19 protein-coding genes and 2 pseudogenes are annotated in these 20,702 nt (G+C 70.2%); 7 read left to right on the forward strand and 14 right to left on the reverse strand.

Annotation, left to right across the window (positions count from 1 at the left end; translation table 11 throughout):
* Positions 1 to 146: 146 nt before the first annotated feature.
* From ACQP1V_RS32435 to ACQP1V_RS32455, 5 genes are all read right to left on the reverse strand, one after another.
* Entirely contained in the window at positions 147 to 1,019 is an 873-nt protein-coding gene (locus ACQP1V_RS32435; RefSeq protein WP_433413879.1) for a CU044_5270 family protein, read from the reverse strand.
* Entirely contained in the window at positions 1,012 to 1,584 is a 573-nt protein-coding gene (locus tag ACQP1V_RS32440; protein ID WP_433413881.1) for an RNA polymerase sigma factor, read from the reverse strand. The genes ACQP1V_RS32435 and ACQP1V_RS32440 overlap by 8 nt, the downstream gene beginning before the upstream one ends.
* A 106-nt stretch (positions 1,585 to 1,690) precedes the next feature.
* A complete protein-coding gene (locus ACQP1V_RS32445; RefSeq protein WP_433413883.1) occupies positions 1,691 to 2,500 on the reverse strand; it encodes a phosphotransferase in 810 nt (269 codons plus the stop codon).
* Between the two features lie 120 nt (positions 2,501 to 2,620).
* Positions 2,621 to 3,277, reverse strand: coding sequence for an MFS transporter (locus ACQP1V_RS32450; protein WP_433413885.1), 657 nt, complete (start codon positions 3,275 to 3,277; stop codon positions 2,621 to 2,623).
* A gap of 207 nt (positions 3,278 to 3,484) precedes the next feature.
* Positions 3,485 to 4,102, reverse strand: a complete 618-nt coding sequence (locus ACQP1V_RS32455; protein ID WP_433413887.1) for a TetR/AcrR family transcriptional regulator — start codon at positions 4,100 to 4,102, stop codon at positions 3,485 to 3,487.
* 87 nt (positions 4,103 to 4,189) lie between these two features.
* Here ACQP1V_RS32455 and ACQP1V_RS32460 point away from each other — a divergent pair, with 87 nt between their 5' ends.
* Positions 4,190 to 5,371, forward strand: a complete 1,182-nt coding sequence (locus ACQP1V_RS32460) for a cytochrome P450 (protein ID WP_433413889.1) — start codon at positions 4,190 to 4,192, stop codon at positions 5,369 to 5,371.
* 180 nt (positions 5,372 to 5,551) lie between these two features.
* Here the strand turns inward: ACQP1V_RS32460 and ACQP1V_RS32465 are convergent.
* The 3 genes and pseudogenes from ACQP1V_RS32465 to ACQP1V_RS32475 all read right to left on the reverse strand — a co-directional run.
* A pseudogene (locus ACQP1V_RS32465) lies at positions 5,552 to 5,851 on the reverse strand (TlpA family protein disulfide reductase); the annotation flags it as partial.
* Between the two features lie 12 nt (positions 5,852 to 5,863).
* Positions 5,864 to 6,943 carry a beta-propeller fold lactonase family protein gene (locus tag ACQP1V_RS32470; RefSeq protein WP_433413891.1) on the reverse strand — a complete coding sequence of 360 codons (1,080 nt, stop codon included), beginning with the start codon at positions 6,941 to 6,943 and terminating at the stop codon, positions 5,864 to 5,866.
* Between the two features lie 87 nt (positions 6,944 to 7,030).
* A complete protein-coding gene (locus ACQP1V_RS32475; RefSeq protein ID WP_433413893.1) occupies positions 7,031 to 8,944 on the reverse strand; it encodes a serine hydrolase domain-containing protein in 1,914 nt (637 codons plus the stop codon).
* Between the two features lie 94 nt (positions 8,945 to 9,038).
* Here ACQP1V_RS32475 and ACQP1V_RS32480 point away from each other — a divergent pair, with 94 nt between their 5' ends.
* Positions 9,039 to 10,691 (forward strand): sensor histidine kinase, encoded by a 1,653-nt coding sequence (locus ACQP1V_RS32480; RefSeq protein WP_433413895.1) that lies wholly within the window; start codon positions 9,039 to 9,041, stop codon positions 10,689 to 10,691.
* On the opposite strand, the gene ACQP1V_RS32485 is transcribed toward ACQP1V_RS32480, so the two are convergent.
* From ACQP1V_RS32485 to ACQP1V_RS32495, 3 genes are all read right to left on the reverse strand, one after another.
* On the reverse strand, positions 10,632 to 11,240 hold the full coding sequence (locus ACQP1V_RS32485; RefSeq protein ID WP_433413897.1) for a response regulator transcription factor: 609 nt from the start codon (positions 11,238 to 11,240) through the stop codon (positions 10,632 to 10,634). The two genes, ACQP1V_RS32480 and ACQP1V_RS32485, sit on opposite strands and share 60 nt — an antisense overlap.
* Before the next feature lie 225 nt (positions 11,241 to 11,465).
* Positions 11,466 to 12,131 carry a hypothetical protein gene (locus tag ACQP1V_RS32490; RefSeq protein ID WP_433413899.1) on the reverse strand — a complete coding sequence of 222 codons (666 nt, stop codon included), beginning with the start codon at positions 12,129 to 12,131 and terminating at the stop codon, positions 11,466 to 11,468.
* Between the two features lie 222 nt (positions 12,132 to 12,353).
* Positions 12,354 to 12,965 carry a TetR/AcrR family transcriptional regulator gene (locus ACQP1V_RS32495; protein ID WP_433413901.1) on the reverse strand — a complete coding sequence of 204 codons (612 nt, stop codon included), beginning with the start codon at positions 12,963 to 12,965 and terminating at the stop codon, positions 12,354 to 12,356.
* Between the two features lie 65 nt (positions 12,966 to 13,030).
* On the opposite strand from ACQP1V_RS32495, the gene ACQP1V_RS32500 reads away from it, so the two are divergent.
* Entirely contained in the window at positions 13,031 to 13,981 is a 951-nt protein-coding gene (locus ACQP1V_RS32500) for an NAD-dependent epimerase/dehydratase family protein (protein ID WP_433413903.1), read from the forward strand.
* A gap of 168 nt (positions 13,982 to 14,149) precedes the next feature.
* A complete protein-coding gene (locus ACQP1V_RS32505) occupies positions 14,150 to 15,187 on the forward strand; it encodes an NUDIX hydrolase (RefSeq protein WP_433413905.1) in 1,038 nt (345 codons plus the stop codon).
* A 419-nt stretch (positions 15,188 to 15,606) separates the two neighbouring features.
* Here the strand turns inward: ACQP1V_RS32505 and ACQP1V_RS32510 are convergent, their stop codons facing one another.
* Positions 15,607 to 16,032: a nuclear transport factor 2 family protein gene (locus tag ACQP1V_RS32510; RefSeq protein WP_433413907.1), complete on the reverse strand. Its 426-nt coding sequence runs from the start codon at positions 16,030 to 16,032 to the stop codon at positions 15,607 to 15,609.
* Between the two features lie 573 nt (positions 16,033 to 16,605).
* Here ACQP1V_RS32510 and ACQP1V_RS32515 point away from each other — a divergent pair.
* On the forward strand, positions 16,606 to 17,901 hold the full coding sequence (locus ACQP1V_RS32515) for a hypothetical protein (protein WP_433413909.1): 1,296 nt from the start codon (positions 16,606 to 16,608) through the stop codon (positions 17,899 to 17,901).
* Between the two features lie 335 nt (positions 17,902 to 18,236).
* On the opposite strand, the gene ACQP1V_RS32520 is transcribed toward ACQP1V_RS32515, so the two are convergent.
* Positions 18,237 to 18,899 (reverse strand): TetR/AcrR family transcriptional regulator, encoded by a 663-nt coding sequence (locus ACQP1V_RS32520; RefSeq protein WP_433413911.1) that lies wholly within the window; start codon positions 18,897 to 18,899, stop codon positions 18,237 to 18,239.
* A 67-nt stretch (positions 18,900 to 18,966) separates the two neighbouring features.
* On the opposite strand from ACQP1V_RS32520, the gene ACQP1V_RS32525 reads away from it, so the two are divergent.
* Positions 18,967 to 19,653, forward strand: coding sequence for an SGNH/GDSL hydrolase family protein (locus ACQP1V_RS32525; protein WP_433426038.1), 687 nt, complete (start codon positions 18,967 to 18,969; stop codon positions 19,651 to 19,653).
* A 154-nt stretch (positions 19,654 to 19,807) separates the two neighbouring features.
* Here the strand turns inward: ACQP1V_RS32525 and ACQP1V_RS32530 are convergent, their stop codons facing one another.
* Positions 19,808 to 19,960 (reverse strand): hypothetical protein, encoded by a 153-nt coding sequence (locus ACQP1V_RS32530; protein WP_433413913.1) that lies wholly within the window; start codon positions 19,958 to 19,960, stop codon positions 19,808 to 19,810.
* Here ACQP1V_RS32530 and ACQP1V_RS32535 point away from each other — a divergent pair.
* Positions 19,890 to 20,444 (forward strand): annotated as a pseudogene (locus ACQP1V_RS32535) (MFS transporter); the annotation flags it as partial. The gene ACQP1V_RS32530 and the pseudogene ACQP1V_RS32535 overlap by 71 nt on opposite strands.
* Positions 20,445 to 20,702 lie beyond the last annotated feature (258 nt).

A 20,702-nucleotide genomic window follows, 5' to 3' on the forward strand; every position in this document is an offset into this window, starting at 1 on the left:
GACCACGCGCCCGCGAGATGCGAAACCTGCCGAGCCGCCGCGCTCGACCTCCGTCTCTGAACGCGGCGGCACTGCTCAGGAGACGGCAGAGTCGCTCTGCCGTCTCCGTACGGGGTGGTGGGAGTCTTGGGCCGCTCGACCAGCCCCTACTGAGGGGGCTGGTCCGTCCATTCGGCGGTCACGGAGACGGGTCCACGGCCGCTCACCATCACGCCTCCGTCGTTGGTTTCGAGGCAGTTGGTGCGAGTCACCTGAGCGGTCTCGGGATCGACGACCATTTTGATCTCCGCCCGGTCAGCAGGATCGCTATCAGGATCGTCATCAGGATCAGGGAACCGCAGTTCCTGCCCGCCTTCGACCGCACCCGCGCTCTCGATTCCCGGCATCGCGGCGAGTGCCCGGAACGCCGCGGAACGGACCTCTGAAGGCGCCGGCAGCTCCGAGATCAGCGCGACCAGGGTGCGGGTGGGGTCACCTCGCTGCTCAGATGCGGCCATGTCGTCGTCACGCCCCTGAAGCTCGGCGATCCGCGTTTTCAACGCCTCTGGATCTGTCGGCAGCCTTTCGAGGTCCTCGAATCCCACCTTGGCCCCCTTGAGCATGAACGAGGCCGAGTCCGGCACGACGACGCCGGGAGGGTGGCCGGGCTCGCCCTTGGTCCAGCGCCGGCCGTCGCGCGTGGTCCAGATCTCCATGATTTCGCCCAGATGCGGCCACTCACGTTTGACGTGCCAATAGGTCCCGGAACCTTGGGGCATACGTTCCGCACTGGCCGCGGCCATGAGCAGGATCTCCTTGCCCGAGGCCGGTGCGCCGGCGGGCGCGGTCACGCCCGTGGCGAGTACGGCGACGGCCGCCGCGGCGGCGGTGGCCAGGCTGAGTGCCGGCATGAGCCACCCGATCCGCCGTCGCGCGCGGCCGCGCATCCTGTCCTGGAGCCGACTCCTGCTGCGGCTGATCGCCTCGGTGGACGGCTCGGGCTTGGTCAGCAGGTTGGCGAGCGCGTTCAGGTCATCCATGGACCTTCTCCTTGTCGATGAGGGCGAGCATCTTCGCGCGCGCCCGGCTGAGCCTGGAGCCCACCGTGCCGGAGGCGATGCCGAGCGCCTGGGCCACCTCGTCGTAGTTGAGCTGGCCCAGGGCAACGAGAATCAGAACGTCGCGCTCGCCGCCGGACAGGGCGGCAAGCGCCTTGGCCAGGTGCGGCTGCATACGCTGAGCGGCGACGGAGGTGACGACCCGGTTCTCGTGGCCTTCCATGACGGGTTCCGGACCCAGCCGGGCCAGCGCCCTGTAGTGGCGTGTCTCCTTGCGCCGGTGCCTGGCGATCAGATTGGTGGCGATGCCGAACAGCCAGGGCCGCAGGGTCCCCCGTTCCGGGTCGAACCGGTCGCGCTGGTCGAAGGCCAGCAGGAACGTCTCGGCCGTGATGTCCTCGGCGATCTGTGTGTCCAGCCGGCCGGCCACGTACAGGTAGACGTCGCGGTAGTAGCGGTCGTGCACGTCGGTGAACAAATCAGGGTTCCGCCGGTACCGGGCGACGAGTTCGGCGTCGGTCGCCTGTTCGCACACTCCGACGATCAAGTTCTCAGCTCCGGCATTGGCCTGCCTTCCGGGTGATGGATACGATCACTCACCCTTCGCCGCAAGCCAGGATCGTCTTCCCTCGCGTGCGCTACCGGTGTGGTCCCTACAGCAGGGTCAGCATCCACGTCGCCTGTTCGGCCAGAATGTCCGTTCGATCACCCGGTTGCCTCTGGCTGTGAGCCGGAATCCTCAGCAGCCAGTAGAGGGCCAAAAGTCGGCGGCACTCTCTGAATCTGCGCAGCTCGGCGGCGCTCAGCTCGAAACGATCCAACACGCGTGTCATGCCTGAACGACTGGCACGTACGGAGATGTGCTCGACTACCTCCGCCAGTTCAAAGGCGCGATCGCTTCGACCGGAGTATTCGAAGTCCACCAGGCGAAGATCGGTGCCATCCCAAAGGTAGTTCGCCAGATTCCCGTCCCCCGTGCCGAAAACAGGAGGGGCCGGCCGCATGAGCGACTTCTCCAAGGTGGGCCGGCGCACCCAGTCGGCGCCCGCGGCCAGCGCCTCACTCAGCACGGCATCCCCATGGGGGTCTGGCGGAGCCACCGACCACCCTCGGACCTGGTTCAGGAGCTCGACCGGATCGCCCGCGCGAGGAGGCAAACCAGTTAGGGCCGGCTGAGGGATCGCCTCGTGAATTCGCGCCAGGGTCTCGGCTATCGCATCGGCCAGATCCGTCGTGACAGGACCTTCCAGTCCCGCCCCACTCAGTCGGGACATCACCACGGTGGGCGGGTCTTCATCAAGATGCGCGCTCACCGGCACCGGCGCCACCCCCGGCACATGCTCGTGGAGCAACTTCAAGGCCCGCCACTCGCGTTCAGGCTGGCCATAACTCCATGACCGGTATCGCTTGACCACGACATCGGCGCGCATCTCAACGACGTGGGTATTTCTCCTGTCGCCCACGGGCTCTCCCGACTCCTTGCTCCTCGCCGCTTCGCATCAAACCAGCCCCACTGTCGGGAGTGCCAGCTCGCGCCTCCGGCAAGGGCCTTCCGGCTCCGGGACGATCGCCGGCGTGCGCGCTCACCCGTGAAACGCCTTGCGCGCGGTGGCGAGGAGGAAGATCAGAGCCACCGCGGCCAGCGCGGCGCCGCTCAAATAGACGAGGGGCGTCCCGTGCGGCAGGGCGAGCCCGCCCAGCAGGGTGCCCGCGCCGATGCCGGTGTAGATCGCCGAGGAGTTCAGCGAGACCACCAGCGGGGCTTCCTGCGGCGCCGTGGCGATGAGCCGGTGTTGCTGCGGTGGCGTCTGGCACCGGCTGCTCCCGCCCCAGGCCAGCACGAGCAGGCCCGCCAGTGCGGGAAGCGCGATCCCGGAGGCGGCCATCCAGGCCAGCAGCGCCAGCGCGGCGGCCATGGTGAGGTATCCGGCGCTCAGGACGCGGACCGAGCCCCACCGGTCGGTGGCGTACCCGGCGGCGAGGTTGCCGAGCACGGCGCCGGCTCCATACAGGAACAGCATCCACACCGTGGAGGATTCGCCGATGTCCATCGCGCGCAGGGCGGGCACGATGTAGGCGTAGGCGGTGTAGGCGGCGGCCATGCCGAGCACCGTCAGGGGCAGCACCGTCAGGACGGCGGGTCGTCGCAGTACGGCCAGCCGGGTGCGCAGCGGAACCCGCGGGCCACCCGGCAGCATCGGCATGATCGCGGACACGGCGACGGCCACGAGCAGGCACATCGCGGCCACCGCGCCGAGGGCGCCGCGCCGAGGGCGCCGCGCCGAGGGCGCCGCGCCAGCCCAGCCACCTGCCGATGACGTCGCCGAGTGGGACGCCGAGGGCGGTCGCGACGGCCAGTCCGCCGACCACCACGGCCAGGGCGCGGGCCCGCACCTCGGGGCGGACCAGAGTGGCGGCGACCGCGCCCGCGTTGGGTGTGAAGACCGTCAAAGTTCCCTTTGGCGGACGGGATGAGCGGCGGCCATGACCCCGTGCACGGCCTGACTGATGCGCTCAGCGGCCTGATCGGGATCGGGCCGGCCGGCGTCAAGCCACGCGATGACGGCTTCCAGGGTGAAGGTGGGGAGCAGGTTGGCGGCCCAGTCCAGCCATGGACCCTCCGGAATGCGGCGGGCGAGGGTGCGGCGGGCGACCTCGTGGGAGGCGGCGGTGATGGAGTCGATCATGTCGCGGAAGTCGGGCTCACGGACGGCGTAGCGGAACAGCAGCCTGAAACCGTCGGGGTCGACCGCGGCGGCGCGTAGCAGGGCGGGGATGGCGTCGCCGTCGAAGTCGTCGGTGCCGACAGCCTCGGCCAGGCGAGTGCAGGCGCGGTCGAGTACGGCCCGATACAGGTCGGCCTTGGAGTCGAAGTGCCGGTACAGCATCGCCCGGGTGAGTTCAGCCTCGGCGGCGATGTCGTCGAGGCCGGTGGCGGTGTAGCCGGAGCGGGCGAAGGCGCGGGTGGCGGCGTCCAGGATCTGCTCGCGCCGTTCGGCGCGACGCAGCCGCCGCACCGGCTGGGCTACCACGGCCTTACCGACGCCTTCTTCGGGGTTGTCCATCCCACCTCCGCTTGTAGAAGCAGGAGTATACATATAGCGTTTTAGACGCCAGAGTATACAAATGAGTGTCTACCTCATGGAGGAGCCATGTCCGCCCCCGCCCAGCTGCCGCTCGAACAGCCCCACCCCATGCGGCCCGCGCCGCTGCTGCGCGAGCTGCAGGCCAGCGGCCCCATCCACGCGATCCGTACCGCGGTCGGCCACCCGGCGTGGCTGGTGACCGGCTATGAGGAGGTGCGCCAGTTACTGGATGACGACCGTCTCGGCCGGGCCCACCGCGAGCCCGAGCGCGCCTCGCGTACCGGGGAGTCGGCGATGTTCGGCGGCCCGCTGGGCGACTTCGACACCGAACAGGCCGACCACCACAGGATGCGCTCGCTGCTGCAGCCGCACTTCTCACCCAAGCGGATGCGCGCGCTACGCGGCCGCGTCGAGACACTGACCGCGAGCCTGCTGGACGACCTGGATGCCGCCGGGTCGCCCGCTGACCTGCACGCCGCGCTGGCGCTGCCGCTGCCGATCGCCGTCATCTGCGAGCTGCTCGGGGTGCCGTTCGGCGACCGCGGCCAGTTCCGGCAATGGACGCAGGCCGCCGCGGACACCACCGATCGGGCACGCTCCGAGCAGGGGCTGGCCGAACTGTTCGGCTACGGGCAGCGGCTGGTGGCGCGCAAACGGGCCGAACGCGACCCCGAGGCGGACGTGATCTCCCGGCTGGCCGCCACTGACGGGGTCAGTGACGACGAGGCCGCCGCGATGGGCATGTTCCTGCTGTTCGCCGGGCACGAGACCACGGTCACCGCGATCGGCATGGGCACGCTGTGGCTGCTGGCCACTCCCGGCCAGTGGCAGACCCTGGTGGACGACCCGTCGCGGATCGACGCGGCGGTGGAGGAGATCCTGCGCGCGCCCCGTCTGGGCGGCGGTGGCATCCCCCGCTACGCCCGCACCGACCTGGAGATCGCCGGAGTCCACATCCGGGCCGGCGATCTGGTGCTGCTGGACACCGGCGCCGCCAACCACGACCGGGCCGTCTTCGCCGACCCCGACCGCTTCGACCTCGTCCGCCCGGCCGTGCCGCACCTGACCTTCGGCCATGGCGCCCGCTACTGCGTCGGCGCCCCTTTGGCCCGCATCGAGCTGCAGACGGTCTTCGCCCAGCTCGCCGCCCGCTTTCCCACGCTCAAACTCGGGTGCGCGGTGGACGAGCTGACGTTCAACACGAACGTGCTGGCCGGCGGCCTGACCGCCCTGCCCGTCACCTGGTGACCCCTGAGCACCCCCAGCGATCTCGCCCTCCGGCAATCGGCCCCGTGATCATTCGTGCGGCTCAACGGGTGCGCTCCTCCGAGGCGTCGGCGGTCGCGACACCGCGTGCGTACGTATGTCGCGCGCGGCAGGATCACCCCGTTGGCCACCAGTGGCGCCGGGCGCACACCCGGCCGCTGATCATGGCTGCCGCAGGAGAGCCTCCACCGCCGCGTTCAGCTCGTCCGGCCTGGTCGCGCCCATTGTGCGCACAACTCCGTTCGCGTCGACGAACACGTTGGTGGGCACTCCATGGATTCCGAGTCGTGCCGCATATTCACCGGTCTCGTCGAGGAGCACGGTGCCGTCAAGGCCCCAGACATCGGCGAAGTGGCGCGCTTCGGTGGCGGCGTCCACGCTCTCCCATACATTGATCATGATGACGTCCAGCCCCGACCGGGCTGTACGGCGGCGCAGTTCCTCAAGAACCGGCGCCTCCGCGTTGCAGGGGCCTCACCAGCTGGCGAAGAAGTTGATGACGTACTTCTTCTCCGCCCACTCCCGCGTGGTGCGGATCCGCCCGGTCCGCAGGTCCGGGAGCGCGAACTCGGGCAACGGGTGGCCGACCACCGGATGGAAGGCGCGCGCCGGCGGCCCGGGCAGCCACGGCCGGTCCACGATGGTCAGCGTGCCGCTGCCGGCGTTGGACACCAGCAGCCGGCCCGTAACCGGGTCCAGCGCGCAGTCCCCGGGCCCGTCGCCCACGGTGATGCGATGCGATTCCGTCCCGCGAAGCGTGTCGAGCACGCTGACGGTGCCGGCCCCTCGATTGCAGACGTACAGCCACCGGCCGTCCGGTGACACGCACATCCCGACCGGGGCCCGCTCGACCACCAGTTCGCCCAGGTTCGCGCCGGTCCGCAGGCAGATCCGGGTGATCGTGCCGTGCAGCGAGCCGGCCACGTACAGCCGGTCGGAGACCGGGTCGACGACGACCTTGCACGGCCCCTCGGGCACCGCGATCCGGCCCAACGGCCGGAGCGTCGCCGCGTCGAAGACGGTGACCGAGGCGGACATGAAGTTGGCGCAGTACGCCCGGTCGCGGCTGGTGTCCACCGCGATGCTGCCGGCGCCGAGTTCCGCGGGGACGGTCCTGATCACTCGTGCGTGATCGGCGTCGAGCGCGGTGACGGTGCCGGCGGCGGTGTCTCCGCTGAAGACCCGGCGCAGCCCGGGATGGTGGCCGAGCCCTGCCGGATAAGCGCCGACGGGTACCTGAGCGAGGCGCGTCCCGCTGTCCGCGTCCACGACGGTGACCGTGTCCGAGCGGGCGTCGGCGGTGAACAGCCGCCGGGCCGGCAGGTCGATGACGACGGGGATCGGTTCCCGGCCGACCGGGGACCGCCATTCCGTCCGGCGCCGGTCGAGGTCCACCGCCACCACGGCGTTGCTGCGGGAACAGGCGACGAAGGCGCGCCGCGCGGCCGCGTCGACCACGACCGCCTCCGGCCCTCGCCCGATGGGTATATGGGCCAGGACCCGGTGCGCGAGGTCGACCTCGCACGCGCCTCCAGGAGGTTCCCCCGTTTCCACATCGTCTGCGTGCCCCCGACAGCCAGCGGGAAACGGGGCGGCGGATGACGGCCGGGGCCTTGATCACCGGAGCTGCCCGGTGACGACTCAGAAGAGCAGAAGGTGGTAGCCGAGGGCGACCGCGAAATAGGCGACCGCCGCCAGGGCGAGCAGGGTGTAGGCGATCCGGGAGGGCAGCCTCCACCAGCGGGCGCGCCAGGCGACGACGGTGGCCGGGACCATGGGGACGGCGAAGGCCAGGGCGAGGGTGGCCAGGACGGGAAGCGCGGCGAGGCGTGGGGAGTTCAGCGGCAGGGCCGCCATGAGGACGTTGGGGTCGGCCATGAGGAGGGCGAACCCGGCGAGGAAGACGGTGGCCAGGGCGGCGCTGATCCAGGCGGCGAGGGCGGCGAGGCGGGCCGGGAGCGGTGGGCGGACCTTGCGGATACGGCGGACGGCGGCGGCCAGCGGCAGTCCGAGGGTGGCGAGGAGCAGAGCGAGGGCGCCGGTCACGAAGAGCGGCAGGTTCAGGGTGGGGGCGTCGTACCAGGGGACTTCCTCGTAGACCTCCGAGGGGAGAGCGGAGGAGACGAGGGTGCCGTCGCCGGGGAAGGAGATGCGGGCCTGGCCGTCGCGTTCCCGGAAGAGGCCGGGGGCGATCTGGATCCAGTGCTGGGTCCACCGGTCGGGATCCGGGGAGAGGCCGGTGGTGGTGAGGGTGCCGTCGGGGTTGGCCGTGACGGTCGGGACGACGAACAGGGTCGAGGCCTTCATCAGGCTGCTGCGGCTGGTACGGGCGGACCGGTAGGAGCCGGCGTACCGGGAGACGTCCGCGGTGAGCGGGGTGGGCGCGGGGAAGCGCCGGTCGATGATCTGGGTGAGGAGCTTCTGCGCGTCCCAGGCGGCGGCGCCGGATGTGCCGTCGCCGTTGAAGACGACGTAGACGCCGAACCTCTGGTCCGGCATGAGGGCCATGGCGTTGTGATAGCCGGGGACGTCGCCGTCCTTGTAGAGGATCCGGCGGCCGTTGCGCGGTCGTTCCTCCAGCGTGTAGCCCATGCCGGGCATGCGCCGGTCAGCGGTGAAGTGCCGTGCCTGCATCTGCCGGGCAAGGGGATCGCCCTTGAGCTGGTCGATCATGTACCGGGCCATGTCGGCGGGGGTGACGGCGGGGCCGGTGCCGGAGGGCGTCCAGGGGCTGTACTGGCCCTTCTGCTCGGCGTAGCCGTCGCCGTCCGGGCGGTAGCCGCGGGCGAGCCGTGCCCCGATCGCGGCGGGGTGCGGGAGGGCGGCGGTCGAGCCGGTCATGCCGTGTGCGGCGAAGACGTGCTCGGCGACGTACTGCGCGTACGGTTCGCCCGACGCCACCTCGACGAGGTGGCCCGCGAGGGCGAGGGCGTAGTTGTCGTAGGCGATCAGTGTGCCCGGTGGCCGGACCCGGCGCGGCTGGTGAGCCTTGAGGCTCTCGGCGAGTGAGGGCAGCGTCGCCGGATCCTCACGGGCGAGACCGACGATGTCGTCGTCGAAGCCCGCTGTGTAGGTGAGCATGTGCTCCAAGGTCACCGGACGGCCCGGATAGGTGTCGTCGATCTTGAACGCCGTCAGGTAGCGGTTCACGTCGGCGCGCAGGTCGAGCCTGCCCTCCCCGACCAGGCGCAGGACGGCCTCGGCGGTGAACACCTTGGCCAGCGAGCCGGTGAGGAACGGCGTGGCGGTGTCGACCGGCCGGCCCGACCCCACGTCCGCCAGCCCGTAGCCCTTGCTGAACACCGTCCTCCCGTTCTCCACGACGACGACGGCCGCGCCTGGGATCTTGTCTTCGGCGAGAAGGGCGGGGACGGCCCGGTCGATCGCCGTGCCGAGGTCGTCGCCGTACGCGGAGGCGGAGCGGGCCACGACCGCGCCGAGCTCGTCACTGTGCGCGGCGGCGGAGCGGGCCGCGATCGCTCCGAGGTCATCGGCGTGGGCGGGGGCGGCGTGGAGGGCGAGGACGGCGAGGGCCGCGATGATCGCTTTCTTCATGGCCGTCAGTGTGCGGCGCGGGCCTCGCACCTCGACAGTGTCTGACACATGGGCCGGCATGGAGAATGCACGATCACGACATATGGTGCGTGACGTGCTGATCGTTCTGGTGGTTCTCCTGGGCGTCGCGGTGGATCCGCTCCATCCGGTGCCGAGCCCGCCGTTCGCCCTCGTTCTCGCACTCCAATTGGTGTACTGCCTGACTCCGTGGCGCAGCCGCTGGCCGTTGGCGGCCCAGACCCTGCTCCTGCCGTGGGCGGGGCCGGCCGCGGCGGGCATGGTCGCGGCGTCGGCGCTGCTCGTCCTGCGCGGAGCGGCCCGCTGGTGCCTGTTCGGGGCGGTGGTCGCCGCGGCGGCCCTTCTCGCGCCCGCGACGCCGTTCGGGATCGCGCTCGCGGTGCTCAACGCCGCGTGCCAGGGGCTCGTCCTGTTCGGGGTGACCCGGCTCGGCGACACGCGCGCCGCCGTCCACGCCGCACGCGCCCAGTTCGCCGCGAGGGCGGTCTCCGCCGAGCGGTCACGGGCCGCGCGCGAGCTGGAGGCCGCCCTCGGAACGATCCTGTCCACGATCATCGCTCTCGCCGGGCGCGGCGACACGGCGCGGATCGCCGAGGTCTCCCGGTCGGCGGCCGCGCGGGCGCGTGCCGTCCCGAGCGCGACGGGCGAGCCCGCGCCCGAGCCGGATCTCACCCCCCGGCTGGCGCTGCCGATCCTGGTCGCGGTGCACGCCGGGTACCTCGCGACCTCGCTGATCTACCTTCAGGGGCGTCCCGCGCCCTCGCTGCTGGCCGCGGGGATCCTCGGGTTGCAGCTGCACCACGCGCTGCCGCGTCCGCCCGGCGCGCGACCACGGCACGCCGCCTGGACGGCCGCCGCGCTGGTCCTGCTCACCGCCGTCACGCTGCTGTATCCGGGACAGGCCTATCCGCAGCTCGCCGGGTTCGCCGCGGCCGGGTTCCTGATCTTCGGGCGGGCCTGGTGGCCGCTGGCCGGAGTGGTCGTCGCGTCGCTGTCGGCCGTACTCGCCCTCCGCGGCTACTCCCCCGCCGAGAACCTGTACTGGACGTTCAACGCCGTCGCCATCGCGGCCATGTTCTACGGGCTGTCCACGCAGACCGCGCTGGTCTTCGAGGCGAGGGAGGCGCAGCGCGCGCTGGCGGCGCTCGCCGCGGCCGACGAGCGCAGGCGCATCTCCCGCGACGTCCACGACCTCCTCGGCTACGGGCTCTCCGCCATCACGGTCAAGGCCGAGCTGGCCGGACGGTTGGGGCCGGAGGGCTCCGGAGAGCAGCTCGCGGAGATCGCCGCGATCGCCCGCCGATCCCTGGCCGCGCTGCGCGCCATCCCGGCCGAGCCCGACCCTCGGCTGTCGCTGGCCGTCGAGCTGGACTCGGCCCGCTCTGTCCTTGAGGCGGCGAGCGTCGAGGTCACCGTACGCCGGGAGTCGGGGCGGGACGACGCGCTGCTCGCGATCGTCCTGCGCGAGGCCGTCACCAACGTGCTGCGGCACAGTGACGCCACGTACTGCCTCATCGACATCACCCCGACCGGACTGCGGGTCGTCAACGACGGCGCCCGCACCGCCCGGGGAACCGGCAGCGGAACGGCCAATCTCACCGCACGGGTCTCCGCCGCGGGGGGCACCCTGACCACAGAGAGCGACGGTGGCGAGTACCGGCTGACCGTCCTATATCCAGCCGTTCTCGGCGGCGATGCGGACAGCGTCGAGCCGATTGCGCGCGTCTAGCTTTGTCACGATCGCGCCGAGGTAGTTCCGCACCGTCCCCTTGCTCAGGAACAGGCCGGCCGCGATCTCGGCCAGATCGGCGCCTTCCCCCGCCCGGCGCAGGACCTCGGCCTCGCGCGGGGTCAGCGGGTTCGGCCGCTCGGTGATGGCCGCCGCGGCCAGGCTCGGATCGATGACGGACTCGCCCGCGGCGACCCGCCGGATCGCCTCGGCCAGCCGGGCGGGCGGCGCGTCCTTCACCATGAAGCCACGCGCCCCGGCCGCGAGCGCCCTGCGGAGCGTCTCGGTCCTCCCCGCCGAGGTCAGCATGAGGAGCGCGCACTCCGGCGCCCGCGCCCGCAACTCCTCCGCCGCCGCGATGCCGTCCAGCCGCCCTGGCATCTGGATGTCCAGCACCACGACCTCGGGACGCAACTCGACCCCCCGCGCGACCGCCTCCTCCCCTGTGGCCACCTCGCCGACGACCCGCATGTCGTCCTCCAACTCGATCAGTGCGGCCAACGCCCCCCTGATGAGATGCATGTCCTCGGCCAGCAGCACGTTGATCACGTCCGCCCCCCTCCGCTACGCAGATGTCCGTCCCAATGATCCCGATATCGGAGCCGTGCGGTACGGCCGGGACGGGGCCCTCGTCGCCGCCGGCGATCCGCGAGAACAGGGAGGCACCCGTTCCCTGTCGCAGCGAGGTCACTGGAAGATCGCAGAGGGCGGCATCCGTCCATGGTGGCCTGGGCGACACAGCACCGGCGGAAATGTCAGTGGCATCTGAGACAGTCACGCAGAGCAATTGACTGACCGCATTCCGTCGCCGCAATGGGAGGTGCCGCACCCATGCACGCCCGCACAGCCGGCTCGCCGAATCGGCGCAACCGCTCCGCCGAGCCATGCGATCCCTTCCGCCAGAGCATGCGGCGCTGCCGGGCGCCGCCCACGGGACGAAGAGCTCCTTGCCCGCGAGACGTACCCGCGTGTGGCTCCTCCAGCAAGATCGTGCTTCCGTCCAGGAGGGCAGTGTGTGATGACCGAACCTCGCGTGCACGCGTTCAAGGCTGCAGGGCCCTCCTGCCGTTCCTTCGCAACATGGTTGTCCGACAGGGGTGGGAGGCCGGCGAGCGAGCTGGTACGGAAATTCCGGGTGTCGCCAATTTGCGTGCATCCGCGGATCGGCTTGAGCATCGTCTCGTCCGCGACCCGGTTGGCCTTATAGGAGAGATCGGTCTCCTTGCGGGCGGCCGAGCCGTACTCACCGTCGAACACGACGATCACCTCGGGCGGATCGGGGATCTCATCCCGAATCGCAACCCTGAGCAGGGCGAAGAACCCGAAGACACCGGTGAGGTCACGCGTCTTGTCATGTGAGTGGATCGGGGCGGGGAACCCGAACGCGGCCCGCCAGACCAGGTTGTGGCCGTCGACCAGCAGCAGCGGAGCGTCCGTCATGAGACCGCCTTCAGGAACGCGCCGGCGATGGCGGTGTGCCGAAAGTCCCGCGATCGGGAGTACACCGCCGTCGGCCATCCGCTCGTGCGAGGGCAGACAGTCGACCCGCGCCCGGGCAGCACGCAACGGCTTTCATATCGCCCACCAGTCCATCAACCAACTGCCGAACCATCACGGCGAGAACGCGGCAGAAACAGCGACACCAACTGTGGCACGTCGCGGCTACGGCGACCCCGGCATCGTTGCATGGTGGCCGCGGAAAGCCGCCTCCAGGGAGATGCGCCAGTGGCGGTCGGCCTGGGGGCGGGGGCCGAGGGAGCCGAGAAGTTCGAGGCTGGCCAGGCCGTGCGCCAGGGCGTTGAGGTGCGCGGCGACGTCGTGGGGGTCGGCCGGGGCGAACCGGCCCGAGTCGATGCATCGCGCGACCGCGCGGATCAATGTGTCGAACGTGCCCTGGATCTCGGCCAGGGCCACTTCGTCCGGCCGGAAGTCGGCGATGGGGCGGCCGAACATCAGCTCGTACAGGTGCGGGTTGGCCAGGGCGGCGGCCCGGTAGGCCTGTCCGAGGGCCATCAGGTCGGCCTCCGGGTCGCCGTCGGTCGGCACCGCGGCGAACGCGTCGGCAAGCCGGGCGAACCCTTCGAGGAACATCGCGCGCAGCAGGCCGGCCTTGTCGCCGAAGAGGTTGTAGACGGCCGTGGTGGAGGTGCCGACCTCCTGGGCCAGGCGTCTGGTGCTCAGCGCCTGCGGGCCTTCCTGGGCGAGCAGCCGTCCGGCGGCGTCCAGGAGGTCTCGGCGTAGCTCGTCGTAGTCGCGGGTACGTGGGCGGGCCATGTTGACAACCATACCGTAACGCTGTTTCATAACAGCGTTCTCAAATTCGCGAACGGGAGGCCACCGTGCCCGCTGAATCCGATCTGCATGTCGTCCTCGGTGCCGGAGGGGCCATCGGCGGCTCCGTGGTTCGCGAGCTCGCCTCCCGGGGGCACCGCGTCCGCGCGGTCAACCGCAGCGGCCGGATGCCGGCGCCGCACGGTGTCGAGGTCCATCGGGGCGACATCACCACCGTCGAGGGCGCCACGGCCGCCTGCGCCGGGGCCGAGGTCGTCTACCACTGCGCCGCCCCTGCGTACGACCGATGGGTGGAGGAGTTCCCCCACATGACCGACACGGTGCGCCAGGGCGCGGCCGCCGCCGGCGCCAAGCTGGTCTTCGCCGACAACCTGTACATGTACGGCCCCATCGACGGGTCCCTGACCGAGGACCTGCCCTACGCCGCCCGCAACCCCAAGGGGCGGGTACGCGCCGAGATGGCCGAGGCGCTGCTGGCCGCCCACCGCTCCGGCGAGCTGCGCGTCGCCCTCGGCAGAGCCTCCGACTACTACGGCCCCGGCGGCGTCAACACCATCGTCGGCGCGACGGTGTTCGGCGCGGCGCTCGGCCGGAAGACCGCCCGCTGGGTGGGGCCACTCGACCAGCCCCACACACTCAGCTACCTGCCCGACATCGCCAAGGGCCTCGTGACGCTCGGCTGCGACACGCGGGCGGACGGACAGGCCTGGCACCTGCCGACGGCGCCGGCCGTGACGGGCAGGGAGTTCCTCGACCTGGTGCTCGCCGAGCTTGGCCGGCACGGCAGGACTGCGGCACTCGGACGCCCGATGCAACGCCTGATCGGCCTGTTCAACCCGACCGTCCGCGCCCTCGGCGAGACGTGGTACCAGCGCGACCGGCCGTTCGTGAGCGACACCTCGAAGTTCACCACCACGTTCGGACCGTTCGCCGCGACACCGCACACCGACGCCATCGCCGCCACCCTCGACTGGTACCGCGCCAACCCCACCCCGTAACTGGCCGGCAGAGGTCCCGGCGGCGGCCCGCCGAGTTCACCTGGCCCCTCGCGATTGCGCGGTGACCACCTCGCGGGCCGGATGAAGGGCCATCGCGGGTCCGAACCCAGTGCGGGCGACGACCGGAGCGAGCACCACTCGCGCTCACTCGCGGGTACACACCCGGGCATGAGCAAGCACACGCCGACGGACAAGACGACGGCCGCACGCATCCAGCCCGCGGCGACCAAGAATCCAGACAGCGCCACCGCCCAAGACGGCTGGGACCGGCGAGAACAGTCCACCGCACACCGGCGGGAGAATGACGACCGCTCGCCGCCCACCCGTAGAGCGACGTGCGGCGCCGTTGCCGTCGGAGTCGCAGCCTTCGACGAAATGGGACGGATCCTTCTGCTACGCCGGGCGCCGGACCGTGCCCTGCGGGGCTTGTGGGAGATTCCCTGCGGGCAGGTGGAAGACGGCGAGCCGCCGGAACTTGCGGCAGAACGCACATTCTTCGGGAAGACTGGCCTGACCACCACCGACCTGGCCCGATACCCGGGACATTTCGACTATCCGGCCGTCCATGGCACGGCGCGACACCTGGTGTTCGCAGCGCACGTCGAGCGGGCGGACGTCGTTCTGTCGCCCGAACACGATGACCACGCCTGGCGGTACGCTGACGCCCTTCCGGCGGTCAGCGTGGAAATCCTGGACCTGGTCCGCCGTATCGGCCCCGCGAAGCCGCAATTGGACGCCGACGAGTGGCAGCACAGTTTGCCCCGCTGGCACGTGGGCGCCAATGCGCTGGTCCAGGACCAGCACGGGCGGATCCTGCTCGTCCGCCCCGGGCGAAGCCGCACGTGGCAGCTCCCCGGCGGCCAGGTCGACGCCCACGAGACTCCCCTGGATGCGGCGGGCCGTGAATTGCGTGAGGAGACCGGCCTGGACCTCCCCGTCGGACCGCTGATCGCGATCTCCTTCGAGCACCCGAGCCCGGGCTGGGACCACCCGACCCAGATCATGCTCTTCCACCTCGGCATCGTGGATTCGACCACGGCCCGGCTCACCACCCACGATCCCGACATCGTCGAGCATCGCTGGGCCTACCCCGAGGAGGCAGAACGGCTCCTCGGCCCGGCCCGCACGGAGCGGCTACGAGCCGGATTGCTCGGCCTGCGTCAAGGTTGTCCAGCTCTGATCACTGTCACCGTCCCGGAAACCTGACCCGGCCACGATCCGGCCGGCCACCTCGCCTGGGCGTCACCCGCTCTTCCTGGAGCGACACACGACCCGACTGCCCGCTCACACCGTCGGCCGGATCGACGGCCCTGACCCCCGGCAACGTGCTGACCTGGGCCGGCAAGGCCTATCCCGGCGCAGGTGGCACGATCCGCACCTCGCTCGAGCGCCATCGCAGCGGGCGCGGCTGTCGGACGTTCAGAACGCCGTCAACCGCGCCCGCTTCCGAGCCCTGGGCGGTGGACCGCGCGATCAGGATCGCGAAAGCGGGAGAAGCACCGTCGAAACTCCACTGCTCCCCCGCCGCGCCACCACTCGCGTGCCGGCCATCCTCGACACGACGTCGCCGTCGTGGCCGACCGGCCTATCCGATTCGGTCAGCTGCCGCGGACGCCCGCACTGGATCAGCCGCGTTTCGCCGGCGTCCAGCCGTGTCCCCATCCCCCTTGCACCATCGTCTGGAATGCCCATCCGTCCTCGGTGCGCACCAGCAGGTCGGCGTAGCGCATGCTTTCCCGCCGGCCCTCGATCGTCATCGTCGCCGTGGTCTCCACGAGCACGAGGTTCTGGCTGATGAAGTGCGGCGTCCTCGTGGACTCCAAGCCGAGGCCCGCCGTACCCCCGCCCATGGCCTCCTTCATCGCCTCGATGTACTCCTCGCGCGTCCACTGCTGGACCGCCGCGAAGGCGCCCGGCACGTCGGTGGCCAGGTTCATCGGGAAGACCGCCAGATCGGCCAGCTTCTCGACCTCCCCCTGTTCGGCCAGCGCGTCGTACTGGCCGAACCAGTCTTCGACACTCTTCAGTTCCTCATTGCTCGGCTCGTACAAGCCCAGACCCCTTCCTCTTCCGTACGCCGTACCGTACAGCATACGGCGAGCGCGGCCAAACGAGAGGCGCACATTCGGCCGGGGACGATGACCGCTGACGCACGCCCCGTGTCGGCGCGGGTGGCAGAGCGGCGCCCACGGTCCTCAGGATGGGCACGGCTCATGGGCGTAACCGGCGGCGGAACACGGCCGGAAGCAGCCGCACACCATCGTCCGCGAAATATATGCGGAATGCTCGCAACCTCACCCTCAGATGAGCCGGACCGTTTTCACAGCTCCCACGGAGCGATTCCACCATTACGCCCCGAAAAATATCCTTATTAAGGGGTAATCATCACAGGCGTTGACGCGGTGCCAATGAGGGCGCGAGAACGCCCGAAGCGCGGAAAGTCCGCCCCCGCCACCGTCGCACCGGACCCCGATGGGATCTTCGCTCGCCTCATCGGCCAGGCCCGAGGCCACGCACCACCCGATACCGGAACACGCAGGCCAGAGGCCTCGGGCCAGCCCTTCGAGCCGAAGGTCCAGGGCGACGGCCGCTTCTCCCCCACGTCGGCCCGCTCACGTCACAGCATGGACGACAGCCTGCCACGGCGGCGTACGACACAGCCCGAAATAAGAGCGATAAGAGTGACATTTCGACTGATCGACGGCATTCGGAGGAACCGTCACATGATGCAGCTCATATTCACCAACAAACGAAAACAGAATCGGCAAGATCTGCCGATCTCCGTTTCGATTGCCTCCGAAAGGGAGAGGCCAAGCGGCGTTCGGATAAAATCTCGAGCGGTTATCAAGGTTGAGTATTTTCCACCATCGACCGATTCGAGGATTATTACGCCGGGACACGAGACCTTTCCAAGGAGAACCAAGTTGCTCAAGTCCAGCAAGCTGGCCAGAGTACTCATGATCAGCACTGTGGCGATCGGGGGTGCCGTGGCCGCGGGTGGCGTGGTCACGCCCGCATTCGCGGACGGTGTCCCCATCCCCGTCCCCGTGGTCACCGGCCACCATCATGGCTCCACCGGTCCTTCCGGCGGCACCGGCAGGAACAGGAACCACAACCGGAACCACAACCGGAACCGCCAGCACCAGCGAGAGCGTCAGCACCAGCGCCAGAAGCAGCACCAGAAAGTGCGGAACATCATCGTGACGCCGCACAGGCCGCGGGTCCGTACGGAACCGACTCCGCTGGTACTGCCCCCGCCGCCCCTCGTGCCGCCAAAGCCCAAGCCCACGCCCTCGCCCACGCCCACGCCCACGCCGACAGTGACGACGCCGGTGCCTCAACCCTCGCCGGTCCCCTGCGATCGGTGCGACAAATGCGATCGGTGCGATCGCTGTGACAAATGCCATCGATGTGACAAGTGCGACCGCTGTGACAAATGCGGCGACAAGTGCGATCGATGCGACAGGTGCGATAGGTGCGACACCGACAGGTACGACACCGGCAAGTACGACACGTACGACACCGGCAAGTACGACACGTACGACACCGGCAGGTACGACACGTACGACACCGATAGGTGCGACAGGGACACCACCGACAGGGACGCTACAGAGACCGTCACCACAGAGACCGTCACCACCGAAACGGTCACCACGAACGTCGGCGCGAGCTGCGCGTGCGGGCTCGGCATCGCCTGGCTTTCCCTCGGGACGAACTCGGGGCTTCTCGTCGGCGCTCCCCTCGATGCGAGCGCGAACGTGAACAGCGCCTGGGTGCCCGTACCTCTCCTTGTTGGAAACTCCACGGTCGCGGCCACGACGGACGTCAACGCCAACCTCTGGGCACTTATCAGGGCGCATGTCAGCGCCGGTCTTGGACTGGGTCTCGGGACGAACGTCGGTGTCGCCCTCGCCCCCTGACCCTCGCACCGCATGCGGCGGCCGTCCGATCAGTCGGTACGGCCGCCGCATGCGGTCACTTTGGAACACGTCCCGGCCTGCAGCCGACTCGACGCGGAGCGGCAGCGGACCTCAGGCGCCCGCAACCCGCCGCGGGTGCGCGATCGGGCCGGAGGGCGTGCCGCGCGGATCACCGGTTCCTTGAGCCGACGCCCGACGAGAACAGCCCGACGAGAACAAGGGCGGCGCGTCACCGGGCGGACCGCAGCATCACGCACACCCCCGAGACTCCCGCCGCTGCCGCCCCGCAGGCAGGGATATTCGGCACCGTGCCGCCGACCCCCGGCGGGATCGGATCACCGGGGAGGCGCGAGGAAGCCGTCGACCACGTGACCGACCTTGTCCCCGGCGTCCTTGTCGCCGAGCCGTAAGGCGGTGTTGGCGGCGCAGAGCACCGCATCGATCTGGAAGGCGGCGAGGTCGGCGTCCAGGTCGGCGATCTCGCCCGCGTCGGCCGCGTATCGCAGTTCGCCGGCGATGAGGCCGCGCCAGTCTCGCTGGTGCCGGAAGAGCGCGTCATGGACCTGCCCCGGCCTGCTGTCGAAGTCCGCGAGGTTCGCCGCCCAGAAGCAGCCGCCCGGGAACAGCGGCGTCTCGGCGTAGGCGATCCATCGTTCGATCAGCGCCCGCAACCGGGCGACGCCGCGGGACGCGGCCTCCGCCGGGCGGACGACCGCGTCAGTGAACGCCTCACGCGCGGCCTCGACCGCGGCGACCTGCAGGTTCTCCTTGGTCGCGAACAACGTCTGAATGCCGCTCTTGCTGAGCCCGAGGTCGGCGGCCAGCCGGCCGAAGCTGAGGCCGTTGAGCCCTTCCAGCGAGGCCACGTCGACGGCATGACGGGTGATCGTCCGCCTGGCCCGCGCGCCGCGGAGGAGGCGTTGGTCGGACACCGCCGCGCCTACCCCATGGGAGCGGGTGTCCGCGTCTGCCCCCGATCGCTGCGCCGGCTCGTTCATCGACTCCATCCTTCCACAGCCCGCGTTGCACAATACGTACGATCGACCGTACGTTTTCTTCGTGACCATGAATCCCACAGAGGAGTCCGACCCCTTCTGCCTGTCAGCGGCGAGCGCCACACGGCTGCTGACCGACGCGCCCTGGCGACGGTTCGCGTCGATGGGCGACAGCCTCGCGGCGGGAACCGGGGACCCGAGCCCCGGCTACGCGAACCTGGGATGGCCCGACCGGCTGGCCGGCATCCTTCGCCGGGTACGTCCCGACCTGGCCTACCTGAACGCCGCGAAGATCGGAGCGACCACCACCAAGACGTTGGCGAACCAGGTGGGCCCGGTCCTCGAATTCGGCCCCGACCTGATCCACATCTCGTGTGGCGCGAACGACATCTGGCGGCCGGATCCCGACCTCGCCGAGATCGGGCGGAACCTGCGGCGGATATTCGAGCGTGCCGCGGAGACCGGCGCCCAGCTGACGACGTTCACCCTCGGCTCGGCCTTCGTGGTGCCGGGGTTCCCGGACTGGCACGACCGGGTGCGCGCGCTCAACGACATCACCCGCGAACTGGCGGCCACCCACTCCGCCGTGCTCGTCGACATGTGGAGCCACCCGGTCAATTCCCGGCCGAACCTGTTGAGCGCGGACCGCGTCCACTTCGCGACCTCAGGTCAGGCCGTGATGGCGTCCGAGCTGGTCAAGGGACTCGTGGACGTGCTCCGCGCACATCCCGTGACGAGCGACCGAGCGCCTGAGTGACAGGGAAAGGCATGAGACCGCCGCCGCGCCATCCGGCGCGCCCGGCGGCGAACAGAACAGGCGAACGGAACAAGGGAGACAGCCGCGTGACCGACATCGACGGATCCCTCCGGGCGCGGCGGGACCACCCCGACCTCCAAGCGCGAGGGGCCGCTCAGCCGACGTCCTCCCCTACGCCGTGGCGCGCCGTGGCCATCGTGATGGTCGGCACGTTCATGGCGATTCTGGACTCGTTCATCGTCGTCGTCGCCGAGCCGGCCATCAAAGCCGACCTCGGCGCGTCCAGCGGCCAACTGCAGTGGATCATGGCGGGCTACCAGCTCACCTATGCGGTGTTCCTCATGACCGGAGGCCGCCTCGCCGACCTGTACGGACGCAAACGGATCTTCACGCTGGGAATGGCGCTCTTCACGCTGTCGTCGGCCGCCTGCGCTCTGTCCGGTACGGCGATCACCCTGATCGCGGCACGGCTCGCGCAGGGTCTGGGCGCCGCGCTGATGGTCCCGCAGGTCTTCGCCGTCATCACATTGCTGGTCCCCGGGAAGGACCGCCACCGCGCCTTCGGCGTCCTCGGCATGGTGATCGGACTGGCCACCAGCGGCGGTCAGCTCATCGGCGGCCTGCTGATCGGCGCCGACCTTTTCGGCTCCGGCTGGCGGCCGGTGTTCTGGATCAACATCCCGATCGGGCTCGCCACGGTCCTGCTGGCGGTGCGGTACGTCCCCGAGTCACGGGCGACCCGCGCACGCGGCATCGACCTGCCGGGAGTAGCGGTTCTCACCGTCGCGTTGTTCCTGCTCGTCTTCCCGCTCATCCAGGGTCACGAGGCCGGCTGGCCGTGGTGGACATGGGCCGGCCTGGCCGCGAGCGTCGCCATACGGAGCTCCGGCGCGCCCGGCGGCCATTGTGGTCGGAGACATACGTCAGGTCGCCGATCCTCGAGGCGAGAAGCGTGCCCTCCATCTCCCCCGCCGGCGCCGGAGACGGGCGAAAGCGGGATCTTCAAGAAACGACGGCTTCCTGAAGATCCCGCTCGGCGGATCACCACG

The organism is Microtetraspora malaysiensis (assembly GCF_050947145.1).
Classification (GTDB): Bacteria; Actinomycetota; Actinomycetes; order Streptosporangiales; family Streptosporangiaceae; genus Microtetraspora_A; species Microtetraspora_A malaysiensis.